The sequence below is a fragment of the Stenotrophomonas sp. GD03819 genome (assembly GCF_029841665.1).
In the GTDB taxonomy this organism is placed as follows: Bacteria; Pseudomonadota; Gammaproteobacteria; order Xanthomonadales; family Xanthomonadaceae; genus Stenotrophomonas; species Stenotrophomonas geniculata.
On the sequence record NZ_JAOCEW010000008.1, the window covers coordinates 76,784 to 94,484 of the forward strand.

Genomic DNA, 17,701 nt, shown 5'->3' on the forward strand with positions numbered 1-17,701 from the left:
TGTAGATTTGTTCTAACACTGAAAAGAGGATACCAGCAGTTAACCTTTAAGCCTGTCAGGTATGTGATCCACTTCAAACGACACGGACCGGGCGCTATTTTTTTCGACGCACTGAACTTCTGCACGATGCATTGCAAGGCAAAGATACACGATTGCAGAACGCGCCATTGTCAGGACACGCTTGGCTTTGCCTTGGAACTCGTCCAGCGTCATTTGCTCAGACAGACGATCATGATGCATCGACGCCTCATCGCATTCGGAACGGGACCAAACTATCTTGAAGAACCGATGCTCTAGAGCGTTGCGCACGACGTGAAGTTCTTGAGCGTCCGGAGATGCGTTACTCCTAACATCTTCGTTGAAGATGTCCTCGGACAAGCTGTACAACGCGCGCAACCAAATATTTTGGCTGCTTTCAAATTCTGGTCGAATGACTGACGCAACATTCTTCTTGGCTTCAGTCCGCCACAGTCGAGCGAAGTCAGCCGATTTGCGCTTCGCACCAATCTCCCACCGGTCACGCACAAAGTACGCCACCTTGTCCAACAGAGAGTACGCCGCACGATAGGCAGTTTTTACCTGCTCAATGGCAATGCTGTAGCGCGCACTATCGGCGTTGCATGACAAGAGAACATCACGGTCGGCCATATGCGCCTTCTGGTCATCCAGCCCAACGAACAAGCACCATCGTGCGTAGATGTATTCCTGCTTGAGTTGGTTGAACGCCGCCAGATAGGAGATCCCTACCCCATCGGCACGGTGTGTGGGGAGAGATAGGCAGTCCGTCGCAGCCACCGACTTGGTGTACGCGTCGTTCATTGGATTGAGAAACAACCTGTTCTTCAAGCACCATTGCCGATAGCGCTTCTCCTGGGCACTGCGGCCCAATGAGAATTCTTCCATCCAATCACGGTCAGGGTGCTGGTCAAATCTGCACTGATGAAAGGCCAATTCTACATCGACCAGAATCCGACGAAAGCGCTCGGCCGCTTCAGTGAACGTTGCACCATGAGTGCCGATGGCAACCGCCTTGCGCAGTTGCTCGCGACCTTCGATGTTGACCCACTCCCGATGACCTAAGTCATACAGGTTGCCAGCATAGTAGAACAACGCGCACGCCATATTGCCTTGGGCCATCGCAAGCATAGGGTCCAGTTCTAACGCTTTGCGCCAATGCTCTAAGGCGTCATGTATTCGACCTGTCTTGTTAAATGCGTTGCCCAAGTTGGAGTGGATCTGTGCGCGGAAATCATCAGGAAGCTTCGCGAAGCCCTCATGCGCTATGGCTGAGCGCAATTGATAGATCTGCCCTGTGTTCTCCGGCTGAATCCATGACAGCGCGTTCTCATCCGTATGCCGCTGTTTGTACAGCCACTCCAAGGCGTTGGCGTGGTAGTAGTGCAGCATGCACCCATGCCGCTTGTCGTCCAATTCCCCACAAATGCCAATGACCGCGATACAACGTAACAACAAATCAAGGTCTTTGGTTTCACCTGCGGCGTCGACAAGCGCGCCCAATTGGTCGATCTGCCTGGACGCAATCGCGCCCTCAACCGCCTTATCAGACAGTTGGTTGGCAAGCCAAAACATCTCCTCACGGGTCAAAATTATCGTGGTCAATGCGTTCTCCGAACGTCTGCGCGTAGCATGGCTTCCTAGCCTCCATTACACACCGTCATGAACCTAATTTCGACCGCTTTGATCATGGCCGTAGCCGGTAATTTTTCACAGCCGGCCCCTGTGGACGCCAAGGTGCTTGTCGCCGCCTACGCCCGCAACGCTGAGGATGCCGACAAGCGCTACAAGGCCGTAAGGCTCAGGATCACCGGGGTGGTTGCCGAGGAGCCTGCGCTGTACCGGCGCTCACCACTGCTGGCGCTCGAAGGCACGGGGATTCACGACCGGCCCGTGGCCGTACTGGACGCGGCGCGCAAGGAAGAACTGGCCGGTTTGCGCACTGGACAGCCAATCACCCTCGATTGCCTAGGCAACGGGCACGTCTCCGGTACGCCGATGCTGAAAAATTGCACACTGGTTCAGGAACGCCCTTAACCCTGCCGCTTGGGTTCACAGCGCGCACTCACCACCAAACTTAGTAGTTGTTCGCGATGCGCACGTGGCACAAGTCTCCGGACCGTTCATCTAACGGCACGCCGAGGCTTGTCATCCGCAGAATTTTTTGCCTATATCTTCCCTCGCCGCTCCGACAAGTGAGTATAGATATGGCCAGAAAGATCCACGATATCGACATGCGCATGATGCACTCAACTAATCGCATCGTTGAAAACGTTAAAGAGGGCGCAAGTCCCGACGCAATTGCGCTGCTGCTTGACGATGAAGAGTTTGATGGGCCCTTCGTCCGGAAGCTCGTCAAGTATCACGAAGCTAATAAGACGAAGCCGGCTTACACCAAGCGGAACTACAAGAACACGAGTCGTATCACTAAGGAGGTTCTGGCTGAGAAAAAGGCCGAACCTGCAACCGAATTACCGATGTACCCAGAGGAACTGGACACGTTCGCCTGCAAATTTGAATGATGGAACACCATAAAATTCTGCTTTTGCCCGCTTCGGCGGGCTTTTTTTATTTTACACCCATGTCACAGCAGTCCCTGGCACCTCCTAAATGTAAATAGAGATGCCAGTGGACCAGTACGCCATGTTCAATCAATCAGCAATTCTTTCTTCATTTCATTGATCTCCTCAGCGGCGGCGATCAAGTCGGCGTGGCAGTCCTGATTTTTTATACTCCACTTGCTCTCCTGGGCGAGATTTCCCTTTTTGTCGCGAACTGTTGGGTCTGCGCCATGAATTAGAAGCAAGCGCTCCATCTCAGCCGATCGGGCGTAAAACAAAGGCGTGCATCCATCGTTGTCCTTGGCGTTTGGATTTGCCCCTGCAATCAACCACTCTTGAACCAATGCCAAATTGTCGTATTTCACGGGCTCGATCAGAACGCCTGTTCCTTCGCGACGATCACAGATGACGTTCACGTCTGCCCCCGCCCAAGCCAACCATTTGGCGTGCTTTGCATTGCTGACATGGAAAATAATTGGGCGACCTTTGCACACAGAATTGGGGTCCGCGCCACTGAGCAAACTTGCCACAACCGAAAGGACCGGCAATTCTAAAAAAGACACGGAAAGTTCTGCTTCTTTAATACGATTGTAAAGCTTCCGCGTGCGCAGCGCTTGCATGACGTTCCAATAGCTCGGGCGCACCTTAATTGCTTCAAGTCGGTCAATCTCTTCCCGTGCACCACGCCAAGCGCTTAAAGCGTTCTGGACCACCCACCCGCCCAAGCCCGCCCAAAATACCATTGCCACAAATGCCAAGAACCAAGGACCGCCATCGCCGTCCACAACTCCATAATTGCGCTTATAGAATGCATACATTTCACCAATAGCGAGTACACCAATGCCAACAATGACAGATACAGCAGCGATGCTCGCAGCGACCTTAAGTGCGAAATAATTTCTAATTTTTAAAATCATACAACCTCCTTGCTAACTGAATTCATTTCAGTCAAACAGGGAAGTCAATATTGTCAATACTTAACATTGGTTGACACAAATTGCATCAACTTAAAATCTGGCGTAACCCCACCTCTTCAATCACTTTGCACTGAGCTTCGCAAACGCAATCAAAGCCGTTTCGGTGCTGCGCAATCGGCTGCGGTACTGGCTGCGGACCTGGGCAATTTGCTGCGGCGTGATACTGGCAGTGGCCTTCTCGATCTTGATGTTGATCAGTGCCATTTTTCGCTCAAACTCGTCCGCCCCAATGCGGCCATTGATGACTTCAAGATAGACCTTGGATCGTTCATCAAATATTGCGCGCAATGCCTCACTGCGCGTTGCCAGCCCTGCCAGCATGACATTGGACGTGCCCGCCACCTTCCACACCCATTGCATGTCGCTCTTGCTTTTGATCGCGGGGATCAACTTCGTATCGACATGGGTTGACATCCCAAGCCCCAGTGACACCAAGACAATTTGCTGATCAAGCGCGGGCAACTCCTTCACCCACGCGGAATTCACCGGCCAATTCTCAGAGTCTTCGGGCGGAACGTCGGACGCAATGGCGGTTTGCATGAGCGCGAAAATCACGATGAAAAGAACCATACAGTTGCGTTGAAAGGCACTCAAGAACAATTCCCCTTAATCTCTATCAATTAGGCTTAGAACAGCCGCGCTGAACCCAGGTGATAATTCGCGCATCACACAACTCATCCTCCTGCCCTTCAACCATCGTCATACCAGACGGCGGCGAACTCCACATGCGCTTGAGAACATATGCGGGATCAACGCCCATCTCTGACGTATAGTCGAAGATTGCCTGGTATATCGGATGCCCCACCGGCACAGCCGTTCCGTTTTCATCGGCGACCTGATGAAAGCCCAAGTCTCCGTATGGTGACCAGTTGACTCGGCCCACGCCGCCCATAAAGACCAATGGGCATGCGGAATAGCAGTTGTTCCACAATGATGTGTCCAACCCCTTGCTGCGGATGTACCGCCCGGCCGCAATTGCTTCAAGCACATATCCACCTCCGCTCCCCAAAGCAACTTGCTCAACATCTGGGTTGGCCTCAACCGCGTCAACTACTTTTTGTGCGAAGCCTTTTTCGATATCGCCCAAGACTTGCAGAACTCGGCCCTCGGCTTTAATCACGTAGAACGACGACTGTCCTACTTGCTCGATTGATGCCTCTCTCGGTATGCCAAATTTACCTACGCAGTCCAAGTTCCATTCGATCACGCGCTCATCGTGAGACTCTCCGATGATGGCGTTTGCCACGCTGTTAAAGTTGCTCAGCGAGACAGCCATAACGCGCAGGTCTTGGGCGTTGTCAGTCGTGGCCGTGACGTAATCTGGATCGTACGTCATCACGGTTCCAGCAATGTATTTATCCTGCTTGAGCAACCGCCCAAGCACATAACATGAATGCTCGGGCATGTGGTACTCGTTGTAGTACGTCCCAACATGGTTGTAGTCGTTGATTGCGACTGCGGCCGCCCACAACTTATCTTGCAGCACCTTCTTCTCTTTCATCTGCCGGTACAGATCTTGGACCACTTCGGAGAGGTCGGACACGTCAACAGAAGCTGACGCCTCGGGCGCAGGCTCTTCTGCTGGTTCCGCTTCTACCACAGGGGCAGACTCTGTAACGGCAGGCTGTGGAACGGGAGACGTAGACGGCGGGGCCGACTGATCGCAGGCTCCCAAAATTGAAATGCTGACAAGCGCGAAGATCCGTTTCATCGTATTCCTTTTAGTCAAGTGATCCAGCCGCGCACCCACTGGATCTCACCTCAATGAGTCGGGCAATAACTGACTTCATAATTAAGGACGGCCAACCATCTCAGTTCACCGTCATTTCTTTAACCGCCAAAACCGATCCATCCCGAAGATCTATCACGCCAACAGCCACAAGTTCAGCCATCACCACAACCTTTTCAACTGCATAACTCACGGGTGAATCAATTGTTGCAGCACGGACATCCGCACCACGCGCAACATAAGGATCCCTCAGCCGATACTGATACACGATTGCCGCGTGCGACTTCACATCACGGGCCACATCTGGCGCCATTGAAATCGACAGAGCACGGGATGGAAATGAACTTTTGAAACGGTGGTATGCCAGCGTCTTGTGGAAATCACTCATTTGGTCTGATGTAAAGCCAACCGAAGCGTACTTGCTTGTGGAGTTGATACCGTCCACGCTGACACCCAATGCGTTCGTCATGACACGATCGGTCACAACCTGATCCCACTCATCTGATACAACATCCCGCACAGTGACCCGTCCAACGTTGGACCAAAATATCCGCGTTCCGGAGGCATCCTCGACATTGGCCCACAGAATTTGTGCATCGGCGTCATAGTCGAAGAGCTTCGGGTTGGCAATCGGGGACACACACAACTGACCAGCCTGGAGCGGCTCGGGGAGAGTCTTGAGAAACGCTACGCCGCTCGCAGCATGCTGGGCCGACGTTTGAAATTCGTCTTTGACGGGTGCCGGCGTGAGCACTGACGCGACATCCCGCGTGGAATGTATTGCCACCCTCTCCCCCAACGTCAGCACACATGGCGCGGACAATTGGGGCGTGCTCGCCCACAGATTGGCACATACGGCAATTGATGCCATACCGAACATCCATTTCATTACAGCCCCCTTATTGAAACCCGCCATTGCATCTGTGAGCCGGCCATCCCAAGCCACGCATGGTGCAGCCCTACCTGGCCACCAGTATCTCATCCCAGCGGGTGGTGTAGGCCGCTGATAGATACTGTTGACGCATGGCCCAAGCTGGGCTGCTGTCCGGCGCTGTGCTGGACGATGCGAATGACATGCTGCCCCTCCCAAATTTGAGGTTGGCTGCGTCCAGAACCTTCATCAATGCCTCGGACTTCGGGTTGCGCACTGGGGCAAACAGGTCTGCTTGCTGGATGTGTTGGGCGCTCAGATCCACCAGCCCCACCCCGGCCTTCTTCCACGCGACATTGGGGCGGTACATCGCCGCTGTGGCGACCTGCACCGCTTCTAAAATCACGCGCGTGTCGGATGTCGGCGCAACCAAACGCACCGTGCGGGAGGGGTGGTACTGCGGTGCGTTCCCAAACGGGTTGGTGTGGAAGAAGACCCACACGCCATGCGCCTTGAGTTGGCGGGCGCGCAACTTCTCTGCAGCTCGTTGGGCGAAGGTTGCCACCGCTTGCGCCAGGTCGTCGTGCGTGTGGATCTCCGCGCCAAACGAACGCGACACAACGATCTGTTGGCGCTCGGGCTCCGCGTCCTGCAGCTCAGCGCACCGCACGCCGTTGAGTTCGGTTTGAGTGCGGACCAGCACCACCCCGTAACGGTCTTGGATGGTCCGTGGATCGGCGGCAACAAGATCCGCAGCCGTGTGGATCCCCTCGGCCGTCAGGCGCGCGGCAAACTTCCTCCCAACGCCCCACACATCACCGATGGGGAAGTCGCCCAGGTCTTTGCGGCGAACGTTCCAGACACCCTGCGGCGTGCGCTTGGCTATCTTGTTCGCCATTTTTGCCAGCGTCTTCGTGGGCCCAATCCCCACACAACAGGGCACCCCCACCCATTGCAGGATCCGTGCGCGGGCTTCAATGGCAACCCTGCGCCGCTCCTGGGCGCGGATCCCATCAAAGGACACGAAGCTCTCATCGATCGAGTACACCTCAACCTGTGAGAACAGGTCCGTCAAGATCGTGGCAATGCGTCCAGAGATATCGCCGTACAGTGCAAAATTGGGTGAGCGAAACGCGATTTGCTTGCGGATGTGCGCGGGGATTTGATGGATGGGTTGCCCCATGGTCACACCCAGCGCTTTAGCTTCCTCACTGCGGGCAATGGCGCACCCATCGTTGTTGGACATCACAACGACAGGAACGCCGCGCAACTTTGGATCGAACACGCGTTCGACGGAACAGTAAAAGTTGTTCCCATCCACCAAGCCAATCAATGGTTGAGCAACAGACATCACATCCTTCTTTTGGGCTTAGGGGCGTCTTCGCTTGGCACAAGACCTTCGTTCATAAGGGCCTGGGCGATGTTGGCGGCGGTCCGTTCGGCGATCAACTGTTCGATCTGTTCGGTTGTGTTTACCAGTACGTCCCGCACCAATCGCATTTGCTTAGAGATTGGGCATTGCACGAACACACATTTCTCGTCGCGCACAACCAAAACATGCACGTCCTCCTCAGCAGCCATGGTGCTGCGGATGTACTCCCGCACCAAAGCAGGTATCGGAGCAACCTTTAAGTCATCCTTGCAATTTGCTGCTGATATTTTTTGTAAATCTAAGCCCACGTTGAACCTCCTATTTGCATTGAATACATTCAAGCAAACACAGAAGCCAACATTGTCAAGCGTGTCGAGTGAACGACCACGTGACCACGCCCCACACATCCAATTCGATTTCGGGCGGGACAATGATGGGTGGGATGTCGTCTGCGGACGAATGCAATTCAAATTGGCCCCGCCGCTGAACCAACTTCTTCACCGTGAACCCGCCTTCCCAGTTCACCATCACGATGTCCCCGCTCCTGGGCGTGCGCGAGCGATCGACAATCAGGGTGTCCCCAGGCTGGATCCCAAAGCCCACCATCGAGGTGCCGGTGTCCGCTTGCGCGAAGAAGGTGGCCACGGGGTTGGAGATGCAGTGCTGGTTGAGGTCCAAGCCGTCGCCGGCACCGTAGAAGTCCTCTGCGGGGCTTGGGAAGCCACAGGTGACGTTGACCGGTAGGAGTGGCGACCGCGCCTCTGCGGGCTCAGGATGGGCTTGGATGGCGTTGGCGAGGGCCATGGGCGTAGCCGGTAGAGACGGGGGGTGGCTATCCTACACCCCCGGTTAGTAGGAATACTAACGCGCTCGGCTGAACGCCTTCACCTCAGTCGGACTGGACACCCGCCTCCCCCGCGTTGAACAAATCCACGCTGTAGGGGGTCTGTGCGCACAGTGCGGCAAAGGACTTGACCATGATGTCGCCCAGTGACGGCTGTGACACCGCCTGCTCGTATGCGGCGTAGACACCCTGGTCGTATTTCAACAGCAGATCCGCATCCCCATCCGCTACGGCTTTGATGGCTCGGCTGTACACCGCTTGATCGAACCACAAAGCCTTGGCATAGGCCACCAGCGTTTCGCGGTTGCGCGTGGCTTGGGCTTCCAGTTGGTAGTTCGCACTCATGTAGTCGCTGGTGTCTTCAAACGCCAACTCGTTGTTCAAGATGCTCGTGACACGCTTTTTGCCTTGATTGAGTTGATCAGTGACTTGCAGCAAAAGCGGCGGGTAACGACCACCGGCAGAATCAAATTGAGTTGTGCGCAGCATGTCGTGAAATGCAGCACCCGAGACCCATTCGTCAATCTGAGTCATCAATTTCTCGTTCGCGCGCATCTCCTGAACTTTTTGTTCCACCACAGTCTGATCGCCGGAAAGCTCGTCAAATGCACTCCGCTTGGCCTGCAATACACACCAAAGCTGGACGATCTCCTCGGCGTGGCGTGGACCCTCACGCAACAAACAACGCCGCCACATCTGCGCACCTTGTTGGTGGAGAAGATCCTGTTCCAAGTCCAGCGTTTGGTTCATCATGGAACGGCGTTGGATATCGGCGGTTCGCGCGCGCGACCGCAACAAGAACAGTGAAACATGCGTATCCATATCGGGGGTGTGCGGCACTGCCATCTCCTTATGAATTATTCAAAGCTTGAACCGACGCTTCCATCGTACACGTATGCGGCTTGCGTACACCTGGTTAACCCAAATGTCTCAAGCAGCCGGTGCGCCGGTCATTGATTGGAACGCTCTTGGCACATCCTCACCGTCGTAGGAACTCAAGCGTTCCAGTGAAATCCGAAGGGTGATCCCGCACAACTGCTGAGCAACTTGGCGCATTTCCGCAAAGGACTTAAGCCGGTCCACGTGGTTGCCGTGGAGGATCTGAGACCGGCCCTTTTCGTAGATGTCATCGACCCATTTTTTCAATGTCTTTGGCTCGGGCCACTTCGTGACAACCGCGTCGCTTTCCAAACCCAGTAGACAGCATACGGTCCGCCGGATGCCGGCCGCTTTATCACCACCGGACAGCACGTCCAACGAAGCGCCAATCTTCGCGACAGCAACCGCGTCGTCAGGCTCGCGGCAACCTTCGGCAAACCAGTGCAGCGCCATCGACCAACGCGCGCACAGTTGGGGGTGAGCCACATCAGGAGCAGTCAAGACGGCCCCTACGACTTGGGAGATGGACGCGCTCAGTTCACTGACGCGCTCCATAACATCGCCAAATCGAGATCCGCCAAGCATCGGCCTGAGCCTGGTATTCCCGGATATATTGAGAAATCCATCCATCTCGCTGAGCGTGCGCGTCTCAAGCGGCTGCAAGCGGTCTTCAATAAGCCCCTGAGTGACAAACGTATCCGGGGTCTCATGAAGCAGCGAGAGGATGTCCAGACAGTTCTTCGCCGCGATGTGGGCAAGCTTTCTTGAGAACTCCTGCTCAAAGCCCTCGATCGTCACTGCAACAACGGCGTTGCATGTACCTAGCGACTCATCGACGGCATCGAGCAAAAGGCTGGTGCGTGCATCAGTTGGCCTTGCCGCGTCACCCTGCACGGCCAGCTTCCACGAAGGGTCAATCGGGTCATCATCCAGACCCGAATAGATTTCAACGGTCTTCAACCAGTCGGATACAGACACAACACGGACCGGCCCAAGGAAGACAGGCCCTTTCCGCTCAAGTCCGGTGGTCCACGCCGGGAAGAAGTGAGTGATGGGATCGGCGGCCTCCTTAATTTTTGCTTCCAGCCGCTCAAGCAACACACGCTTGCCTTTGCGAATTGCCGCTTTGTCCCCGCGCTCCAACAACCCATCCGCATAGGCATGGGCCACAACCGGCCGAAGCATCTTGATCAATTCGGTGGCTTCGATCCGCACGTCCACCGCGCGCCTGTTGCTGTGAATCATCCGGCCAATCCTGGAAATGCTCACCAGTGCTTGGCTGGAAAAATGGCACTGGCCTCCCCTTACAGTCACGAAGTTGGGGAACTGGGCCTCTGAACTCCAATCGAAGTCTTTGGAGTTCACCCGCTCCAACTGAGCAATCAACTGATCAATCTCGTCGTCCATCTGTGCCCTCACTCCGGCAAGCGTGCGCGGTACGGAGCAAGCTTCACGAAACCGTCCTCGCCCAACCCCACAATTTTGGACGTGAGCGCGTACTGATTGAGATAGATTTTGACTGGACGGTCCTCGATCGTGGCCCACGGTCGGGCAACACCGTACGCAACCGCGTCCTTCTCACCGTCACTACGGAACTCAAGCCGGTCGTGACGATAGTGCAGGCCCAGGACCTCCGCGTCGTCGCTGCTACCACAAGCCATGATCAACTCGCGCTCAGATCCAGCGCCAAGTGACTTGAAGTCGTCCAGAGAGAACGGCGGCAGTTCGTCAAACCACTTGACGCGCCGTTGTTCGCGGCTCAGAAGCACGCGATCGGCAACCGCGTCCAACACCTGCCTCAACGCGGCAATGTCCCTGCCCTGCTGCCCCGATTGCTCACGCAGTTCACGGATCACCCTATCCCTGGACGCCACAACGTTGAACAGGACCGCGAGCAAAAGCACCAGAACCACGAACCCCACGAAACCAGCCATAGAACCCCCTTCCTTGACAGGCCCAGTTTAGCGGCTTCGTGGGCAAGCGCCACGCAACCAAGGGATATGATGGCGGTTGGCACACTGAGCCTTTTGGACAAGGACTGTGGAATGAGCATGGAAGACCTAACGGACCGACAGTTGCTGGAACTCCATTGCACGGTCATGGAAACGCTTCGGGAACGAGGGGTGGTGCGTTCTTCCAACAACCCCGTAGCGGACTACACAGAGACGCTGGTGGCCCGCGCCCTCAACGCCACTCTGGCGGCTGGCTCCCAGGCAGGTTTCGATGCGGTTGGACAAGACGGCACGCGCTATCAAATCAAGGGACGACGGCTTACCGCAACCAACAAAAGCACGCAGTTGAGCGCACTGCGGAACTTGGCGTCCAACCCTTTTGACCAACTTGCCGCCGTCGTCTACAACAGCACTCTGAATGTTGAGCACGCGGCGCTCATTCCGCTGGACTTGGTGGTGCAATTTGGTCGCTACCGCTCCCACACAAATGCGCACATTCTGAATTTTAGACGCAGCTTATTGGGTGAGGACGGCGTTATCGACATCACGAAGCTCATCGTTCAAACGGCAAGTGAGAAGTCGGAATGATCACCAGCCACCCATTCAATTCACGAAGCCAACGCGAATAGGACTTAGCACAGATCATGAAACACAGATTCACAAAGATCATCGAAAACAAAGCGCGATCGAAGCAGCCTGAACTGCACGACTACAGGCCCGTCTACACCATCCACATTACGTACAAAGACAGCAACACCCCGACGCCAGCATATTTCGTCTTCGTGTGCTTTTTAAATGCCGCAACGATGAGCGACGCCGCAGCAGAAGCAAGCGAACGCAACCTATCTGTACTCCAAGTATTGCTGCCCGTGTTCAATGCGATGTACCAAGACACCACATACCGCCCGGCAACCATGGTCAAGGCCATCTTGTACAACATGGAAACGGGAATGGATCTGTATGAGGACTCGATTGAATTTGAGATTGTCCCGAGCGATGCGCGCCGCACTGGCTTCATGGGCGCTTGCTATGGCCGCGAGTACATTCACATCATCTACAAATTGTTGCACACAGAGATCGAACGCATTCCCTCAACAGTCGTGGTAAGGGAGCTTCCACAAATGAGCATTAAGCCTCGCAAGCACTGACACTCTTTATTCAAATCTCAAACCGAAAATCACCCTACAAGTTTTAGCACCAGCGCTCACCAGTTGTGCGTCCCGTCTCGTTGTGCATGGGGAGACAATGGTAGTCTCTCAGATCGAGGCAAGTGAACGCCTCGATAGCTTGTTACAAACTCAGGAGATGTCGCATGAAACGGAAGGTTCTAGGATGCTCCGCAGCACTTCTTGTATCCACCTGTGCTTTGGCGCAAGTGCCGAACGCTGACACGCAAGAAGGCAAGGAGATGCAGATTCAGATTCACAGCTATATGAGTGAACACCCCACGGTCTCGATAGATGACGCAATCACGCGCCTAGCTGTTCAAGGTGAGGTGATGTCGGATATTGAAGCGTTGCGAATCGAGTTCGCAGATCGTCTAACGGAACTGTCGATCAAAGACGCGCCAGATCAACACATCCTGGTGCAACTCAAAGGGCCCGATCCAGTCGCGGGTCGAACGATCACCACCGAGAGCGGGACGACCCGTGTGGTGTTCGAGGTTGGTCACAAGTACACCCAGGGCGAGTTTTACGCGCTCCTTGCTCAGCACAGACCTCTTCTTAACAGCGCCATACCAGGCATCACCGGGACGACTGGCTTCCCAGGCGAAGAACGGGTGGTGATCGACATAGAAGGAGACAGCGGCCAAGCAGAAAAGTTGAAGGATACGATCAAGAAGCTCGAAAGAGTCACCGGGCTCAAGATTGAAGTCCGCCCCAACATCCCGAAGTCAGTCAACGCGGAATATGTTGTTGGCGGCGCCCCACTCCAATCCAATAATAGCTACTGCACCTCAGGGTTTCCGGTTATTCATAAGGCCACTGGGCGAAGAGGTATCACCACTGCCGCGCATTGCCCCGACAATCTGATCTATGGAAACTACGCAACCGGCGCAGGGAAGTACACCGTGCCGCTGACATTCGTGGACCAGATCAATGATGCGAGCCACGACGTTCAGTGGCATACGGTGGGGTCCCACACACCACTCAGGGAGGTGTATGCCACCTCCACTTCGGATTACAGTAGGCGCCGCATCATGTACATGTGGACCAACGCTACTCAAGGCCAGAGCATGTGCTTCAGAGGCGTCACCAGCCAATACACCTGCGGAACTGTCGTGAGCATCAAGCACAGGCCCGAGCTCGCATGCGGTCCAACCGGAAACCTTCCCTGCGCTGACGCGTGGATACGCATCGAAGGATCGTCGTTGGCGTGCGGATTTGGAGATAGCGGTGCCGCGATCTTCTTCGGAGACAATGGGTACGGCATTGTCGCTAAGGCAAGCCTGAAAGACGGAAGCTGCAAGGGAGTCTCCGCAATGCCTTGGGGCGCAGTCAGCGCATTAGGGCTGGAGGCAGGCGGTTAGCCTCTCCAACGAAATGTCCGGCTGAGCATAAATCTCAGCCGGACCACAATGGACCGGCATTAAACTACCGCCCCTTCTTTCAAATTCGCCGCCACCGCGATACGGTTTGCGGCGTGTCATGTTGGATGTTCAAGGCTTCCTGCAAGGTTTCCTTCTGAGCGCGGTTTTGAAGCAGCGACACCAGCCCTTCACCGTTGGCTATTTCATCAGCCAACTTGCCTTGAGATGTGTGCTTGTAGTGCTGTTTGGCCACATCCAGAACTGTCATCCCTTGGTTGTTCTGGATAGACACTGTTGCGCCCTGGTCAATCAGGGTTCGTACAACATTGTCCTGTTTGCCTTGTGCAGCAAAATGGAGCGCGGTGTTGCCGCTCTTATCCACGGCGTTGATGTCAGCGCCGGCCTCGATCATTTTTGAGACAAGCTCTGCACGCTGTGGTTGTTCGCCCATCAATTTAGCCCACTGATCGGTTGGTCCGTGGGCCAACAAATGCAACGGCGTTAGGTTATCGGCGTTGGCAACTGTGGGATCGGCGCCAGCGTCCAACAACACTCTCGCGCATTCAAACTGCTCAAACCGCGCACAGTAGTTCAAGACACTCATACCGGTGTTGGAAACCGCGTTGATATCCGCTCCCAGCGCAATCAGGAGCTTTGTGTTCTCAACGTCCCCCTCCGCCGTAGACCAACACAACACACCCTGCCCATCGTTGCTCACGGCGTTGAGGTCGGCGCCCGCCTCCACCAACGCTTCAATGAACTCTGTGGGCCGACGTGCTTCCAGCGCAGACAGGAGTGGTGTAACACCGTTTTTGTCAGCGTGGTTGATATTGGCTCCACCCTCTAAAAGAGCTTGGACACGCGCCATGGGGCAGATGGATTTTTCCTTCGACAAGTTGACGTGCAAAGGGGTCTGGCCGTTCACGTCGCCCAGATTGGGGTTGGCGCCGATTTCAATAAGTTCCGCGATGGCCTCGGGGTGACGCGCGTAATGCAACGGCGTGCGCTGGTTGACTTCACGGGCGTTGGGATCCAATCCGGCGTTGACCAGTGCGGTGACAACACCAGGCTCGTAAAACTTTTCATCAACAACGCGGTGCAAAGCAGTGCTTTGAGTTATCCCACTGCGCTCATGAATGTTGCGCCCCGAAGCAATAACATCCTGAACATTTTCTATAGTTGACCCGATATACATATTGCCCCCGCTTTAATGATTGAATGCACCCATCAAAACAACAAAGGGAATATTGTCAATCCCTCAAATATAAACCCTGCCAAAGCAGGGTTTTCACGTCTCACATCCGCCGACGCGGCCTGTTTTCAACGTCACCCGCCGCAATACCAAGCTCACGCAACAGTGTATTTTTTTGCGTTTTGGCCTCGATGGCGTCGAACGAAGACAATCCGTCAATGATGTTCTGCAATTCTGTTCCTTCAACCTTTAGGGGACCACCGTTGAACCTTCGAAAAACCGAAACAATGTTTGCAGCGGTCATCGTATCCACCCTCCAACCTTTGACGGGACGCGCTCCGTGTTCAATGAGAAATGGGATCAATCTAAAGCTGTAACTGTTGATAGCCAGTTCCAGTGGGGTCAAACCGTAATCGCCCCGTGCGTTGATATCGGCTCCGCATTCAAGCGCGAACAGGATCATCTCCTTACACGCATTGAGAAGCTCTTCTTGTTGTCCGCACTCAACAATGTGGCTGAGAGTATGTATGACGTTCCCCCGAGCAATTGAGGTTGGGCGCCTGTGAAATGTGTGCTGCTTAGCAAGACTTGGATCATCCCCTACCAAAGACTTGAAAGTCTCTGCGTCACCGCTGCTAATGGCATGAGAAAGACGATTTCCAGGAGACAATAAATAATCCAACTCAGGTTCGCCACTTGTACCAGCAGAGTGGGCCATACCGCGCATCAATCTTGCCGCCATAACCAATATATTTTTCATCATAATATCCACCCCCTTTTTTATTTTCCGGTTCCACTCAGCAAATCAGACAACGCAACTTTGTCAAGCGTGCGACTTGGGGGCGGGAAGTGCGTTTGGGTAGTGCCGTGCGATGACGGAGTTGAGCTTGCCCACCAAATCCTGTCGTTTGAAAATGATGTGAGCGTTGCCGTTCTTGTACAACTTCACGTCAATGTACTCTGCAAAGCGTTCGACGGAGCGATGATCGCGAAAGTCTGGATGCGGCTTGCCGTCGTATCGATAGAAGGCCCGCAAGAGATCGTGCAGGGCGTGATCTTTGAACACCGAACTCATTCCGTAAGTGTTGTGCTTGGTGATGATCTTCTTGCCCAGACGTGCAGGCAAATGGGATTTAAAGTCCCAAGACAGTCCACGGAACGCATCAACCACCCCCTCCTCCATCAACGAAGCGCGTTCGGCAATCAACGTGTCGAACGTTGCTACAACAGTGTCGAGGGTGAACGCCGGCACGTCGGAATGCTTTGAGTTGAGTGTGTCGGACCACTGCGCGCGGCGTGTGCTGGACATGCAATCGTACAGGCCTGTTCCTTTCAGTACATGCCACCACCCAGCGCGTGTCATTGCGCGGTCGAATTCAGCACGGACAGCGCCCATTGGCTCCAGCGAACAGTAGTCAATCTTTTGCAACGCCGTTTGCACGGGCACATGCAACTTCATGGCCTTTGCTTCTTCAACAAAGGACTCGATGGATTGGATCATTTCTTCAAAGCGCTGGCGCACCACATCATGGCGCATAAGAACGGCTTCAATCGATACGGACTTGATCAGTTCAGACATTTGGGACCCCCATAATTGTTCGATGAGCCAATCAAACATGGATCCCAACTTTGTCAATACGCATGGTTTACATCTTTCGGCGCTGCTTTTCTTCCGACTTTGAACCTATGGCAGCGTGTATAACATTGGCCTGTGTTTGGGCAATGTGGGCGTCAAGAAGATCAATGCCTTCATGGAACGCCAAACGCCGGCAGTGGGTGTGCAGCGATACGCCTTGATAGTCTTCGGCGAGTGGATCGGCTCCGGCGTCCAAAAGCATCTGTGCGACCTTCAAGACCTCGATGTGATCGTCGCTGTACCATGCACCGAAACTTGTGTTCATAACGCTGGCTTTGCGAAGCGCCATCAACAATGGTGTCTCGCCTGTAACATCGCGGGCGTGGACATCCGCGCCAAATTCCAGCAACAGCCGGCACGTGGGCACGTAGTGTTCAACCGCTGGATACGAACGCAACAGATTTGATATGCCGTGCAAGGGCGTGTCCCCTATGCGCGAAACCACGTTGGGGTTGGCGCCGCATTCCAACAGAACACGGAGAACGTCGGGAACGGCACGGAAAACAACAGGGTCCAATCGCCCAGCCACCAGGTCCAAGTTTGCGCCAGCGTTGGCAAGGGCTCGGACCACTTGAATGCTTTGGCTGTCAACGGCGAGGTCCAGGAGCCGCCGATCAACATTTCGTGCGGGATGATGGGAGTGATGAAATATGATTTTTGGTGGCGCAATCGTGTGGTCCGGTGACATACCGCCTTTTAAGTAATCACGAACAACAGCCACATCGTCTGTCGTGATTGCCAAATACAATTGAACATCGGCGCTGTCGATCATTGGCGGCTCCGTTGCGCGGCCGATGCGCGCAAGTGATCCACATCGGCGCTGACAGCAAGCGGCCCGAATTCCGTGTGGCAGATCCCTTGGTCGCAATCGAACTTGAAGCTTTCAGTGTCCCCAGGCTTCCACTCCGCTTTGTGCCGCACTTGGACGGGAAGCGGCAGACCATCGATCACGCACGAGTCGTCACCGCAGTCCAAAGTGACAGGTTCCTCTTTGTTGCAACCAATGAGGCGGCCTGCGGGTGTGTCCTGGACGAATGCGCAGGTTTGCTCAACGGTAAGATACGCCCCCACCGGAGTTGATTGTGCGCCCCATGCCAACATGGGAAGAGCGGTCAGGGCAAAAAGTGTCTGTTTCATAGTTGT

General features: G+C 54.7%; 21 protein-coding genes. 5 read left to right on the forward strand and 16 right to left on the reverse strand.

Annotation, left to right across the window (positions count from 1 at the left end):
• Positions 1-39: 39 nt before the first annotated feature.
• Positions 40-1,620 carry an LA2681 family HEPN domain-containing protein gene (locus tag N5D45_RS06760; protein ID WP_279938638.1) on the reverse strand — a complete coding sequence of 527 codons (1,581 nt, stop codon included), beginning with the start codon at positions 1,618-1,620 and terminating at the stop codon, positions 40-42.
• 57 nt (positions 1,621-1,677) lie between these two features.
• Here N5D45_RS06760 and N5D45_RS06765 point away from each other — a divergent pair, with 57 nt between their 5' ends.
• Together N5D45_RS06765 and N5D45_RS06770 are read left to right on the forward strand one after the other, a co-directional pair.
• Positions 1,678-2,052 carry a hypothetical protein gene (locus tag N5D45_RS06765; protein WP_004149544.1) on the forward strand — a complete coding sequence of 125 codons (375 nt, stop codon included), beginning with the start codon at positions 1,678-1,680 and terminating at the stop codon, positions 2,050-2,052.
• Positions 2,053-2,222: 170 nt separating this feature from the next.
• Positions 2,223-2,537, forward strand: coding sequence for a hypothetical protein (locus N5D45_RS06770; protein WP_032960403.1), 315 nt, complete (start codon positions 2,223-2,225; stop codon positions 2,535-2,537).
• A 125-nt stretch (positions 2,538-2,662) separates the two neighbouring features.
• Here the strand turns inward: N5D45_RS06770 and N5D45_RS06775 are convergent, their stop codons facing one another.
• The 10 genes from N5D45_RS06775 to N5D45_RS06820 form a co-directional block, all read right to left on the reverse strand.
• The gene (locus N5D45_RS06775; RefSeq protein ID WP_141650968.1) at positions 2,663-3,493 is read right to left on the reverse strand and encodes an ankyrin repeat domain-containing protein; all 831 of its coding nucleotides are present in this window, start codon (positions 3,491-3,493) and stop codon (positions 2,663-2,665) included.
• A gap of 120 nt (positions 3,494-3,613) precedes the next feature.
• Positions 3,614-4,147, reverse strand: a complete 534-nt coding sequence (locus N5D45_RS06780) for a hypothetical protein (RefSeq protein WP_141650967.1) — start codon at positions 4,145-4,147, stop codon at positions 3,614-3,616.
• 22 nt (positions 4,148-4,169) lie between these two features.
• Entirely contained in the window at positions 4,170-5,264 is a 1,095-nt protein-coding gene (locus N5D45_RS06785; RefSeq protein ID WP_141650966.1) for a hypothetical protein, read from the reverse strand.
• A 100-nt stretch (positions 5,265-5,364) separates the two neighbouring features.
• Complete coding sequence (locus N5D45_RS06790) at positions 5,365-6,171, reverse strand: hypothetical protein (protein WP_141650965.1); 807 nt, start codon at positions 6,169-6,171, stop codon at positions 5,365-5,367.
• A gap of 70 nt (positions 6,172-6,241) precedes the next feature.
• Entirely contained in the window at positions 6,242-7,504 is a 1,263-nt protein-coding gene (locus N5D45_RS06795; protein WP_164160736.1) for a Y-family DNA polymerase, read from the reverse strand.
• On the reverse strand, positions 7,504-7,833 hold the full coding sequence (locus N5D45_RS06800; RefSeq protein ID WP_164160733.1) for a hypothetical protein: 330 nt from the start codon (positions 7,831-7,833) through the stop codon (positions 7,504-7,506). Before N5D45_RS06800 ends, N5D45_RS06795 begins: the two co-directional genes overlap by 1 nt.
• A 55-nt stretch (positions 7,834-7,888) precedes the next feature.
• A complete protein-coding gene (gene umuD, locus N5D45_RS06805; protein WP_164160731.1) occupies positions 7,889-8,329 on the reverse strand; it encodes a translesion error-prone DNA polymerase V autoproteolytic subunit in 441 nt (146 codons plus the stop codon).
• A gap of 85 nt (positions 8,330-8,414) precedes the next feature.
• Positions 8,415-9,209, reverse strand: a complete 795-nt coding sequence (locus N5D45_RS06810; RefSeq protein WP_164160729.1) for a hypothetical protein — start codon at positions 9,207-9,209, stop codon at positions 8,415-8,417.
• A gap of 90 nt (positions 9,210-9,299) precedes the next feature.
• On the reverse strand, positions 9,300-10,655 hold the full coding sequence (locus N5D45_RS06815) for a hypothetical protein (RefSeq protein ID WP_164160727.1): 1,356 nt from the start codon (positions 10,653-10,655) through the stop codon (positions 9,300-9,302).
• Between the two features lie 8 nt (positions 10,656-10,663).
• Complete coding sequence (locus N5D45_RS06820) at positions 10,664-11,182, reverse strand: hypothetical protein (protein ID WP_164160725.1); 519 nt, start codon at positions 11,180-11,182, stop codon at positions 10,664-10,666.
• Between the two features lie 111 nt (positions 11,183-11,293).
• Here N5D45_RS06820 and N5D45_RS06825 point away from each other — a divergent pair, with 111 nt between their 5' ends.
• From N5D45_RS06825 to N5D45_RS06835, 3 genes are all read left to right on the forward strand, one after another.
• On the forward strand, positions 11,294-11,788 hold the full coding sequence (locus tag N5D45_RS06825) for a hypothetical protein (protein WP_164160723.1): 495 nt from the start codon (positions 11,294-11,296) through the stop codon (positions 11,786-11,788).
• A gap of 56 nt (positions 11,789-11,844) precedes the next feature.
• On the forward strand, positions 11,845-12,348 hold the full coding sequence (locus tag N5D45_RS06830; protein ID WP_164160722.1) for a hypothetical protein: 504 nt from the start codon (positions 11,845-11,847) through the stop codon (positions 12,346-12,348).
• Positions 12,349-12,512: 164 nt separating this feature from the next.
• Complete coding sequence (locus N5D45_RS06835; protein ID WP_164160720.1) at positions 12,513-13,730, forward strand: hypothetical protein; 1,218 nt, start codon at positions 12,513-12,515, stop codon at positions 13,728-13,730.
• Between the two features lie 79 nt (positions 13,731-13,809).
• On the opposite strand, the gene N5D45_RS06840 is transcribed toward N5D45_RS06835, so the two are convergent.
• The 5 genes from N5D45_RS06840 to N5D45_RS06860 all read right to left on the reverse strand — a co-directional run bounded on the left by N5D45_RS06840 (position 13,810) and on the right by N5D45_RS06860 (position 17,695).
• Entirely contained in the window at positions 13,810-14,925 is a 1,116-nt protein-coding gene (locus tag N5D45_RS06840; protein ID WP_164160718.1) for an ankyrin repeat domain-containing protein, read from the reverse strand.
• A gap of 100 nt (positions 14,926-15,025) precedes the next feature.
• Positions 15,026-15,682: a hypothetical protein gene (locus N5D45_RS06845; RefSeq protein ID WP_164160716.1), complete on the reverse strand. Its 657-nt coding sequence runs from the start codon at positions 15,680-15,682 to the stop codon at positions 15,026-15,028.
• 63 nt (positions 15,683-15,745) lie between these two features.
• The gene (locus N5D45_RS06850; protein WP_279938639.1) at positions 15,746-16,501 is read right to left on the reverse strand and encodes a DUF4942 domain-containing protein; all 756 of its coding nucleotides are present in this window, start codon (positions 16,499-16,501) and stop codon (positions 15,746-15,748) included.
• Between the two features lie 67 nt (positions 16,502-16,568).
• Positions 16,569-17,330, reverse strand: a complete 762-nt coding sequence (locus N5D45_RS06855; RefSeq protein ID WP_279938640.1) for an ankyrin repeat domain-containing protein — start codon at positions 17,328-17,330, stop codon at positions 16,569-16,571.
• The gene (locus N5D45_RS06860) at positions 17,327-17,695 is read right to left on the reverse strand and encodes a hypothetical protein (protein WP_279938641.1); all 369 of its coding nucleotides are present in this window, start codon (positions 17,693-17,695) and stop codon (positions 17,327-17,329) included. The genes N5D45_RS06855 and N5D45_RS06860 overlap by 4 nt, the downstream gene beginning before the upstream one ends.
• Positions 17,696-17,701: the final 6 nt, after the last annotated feature.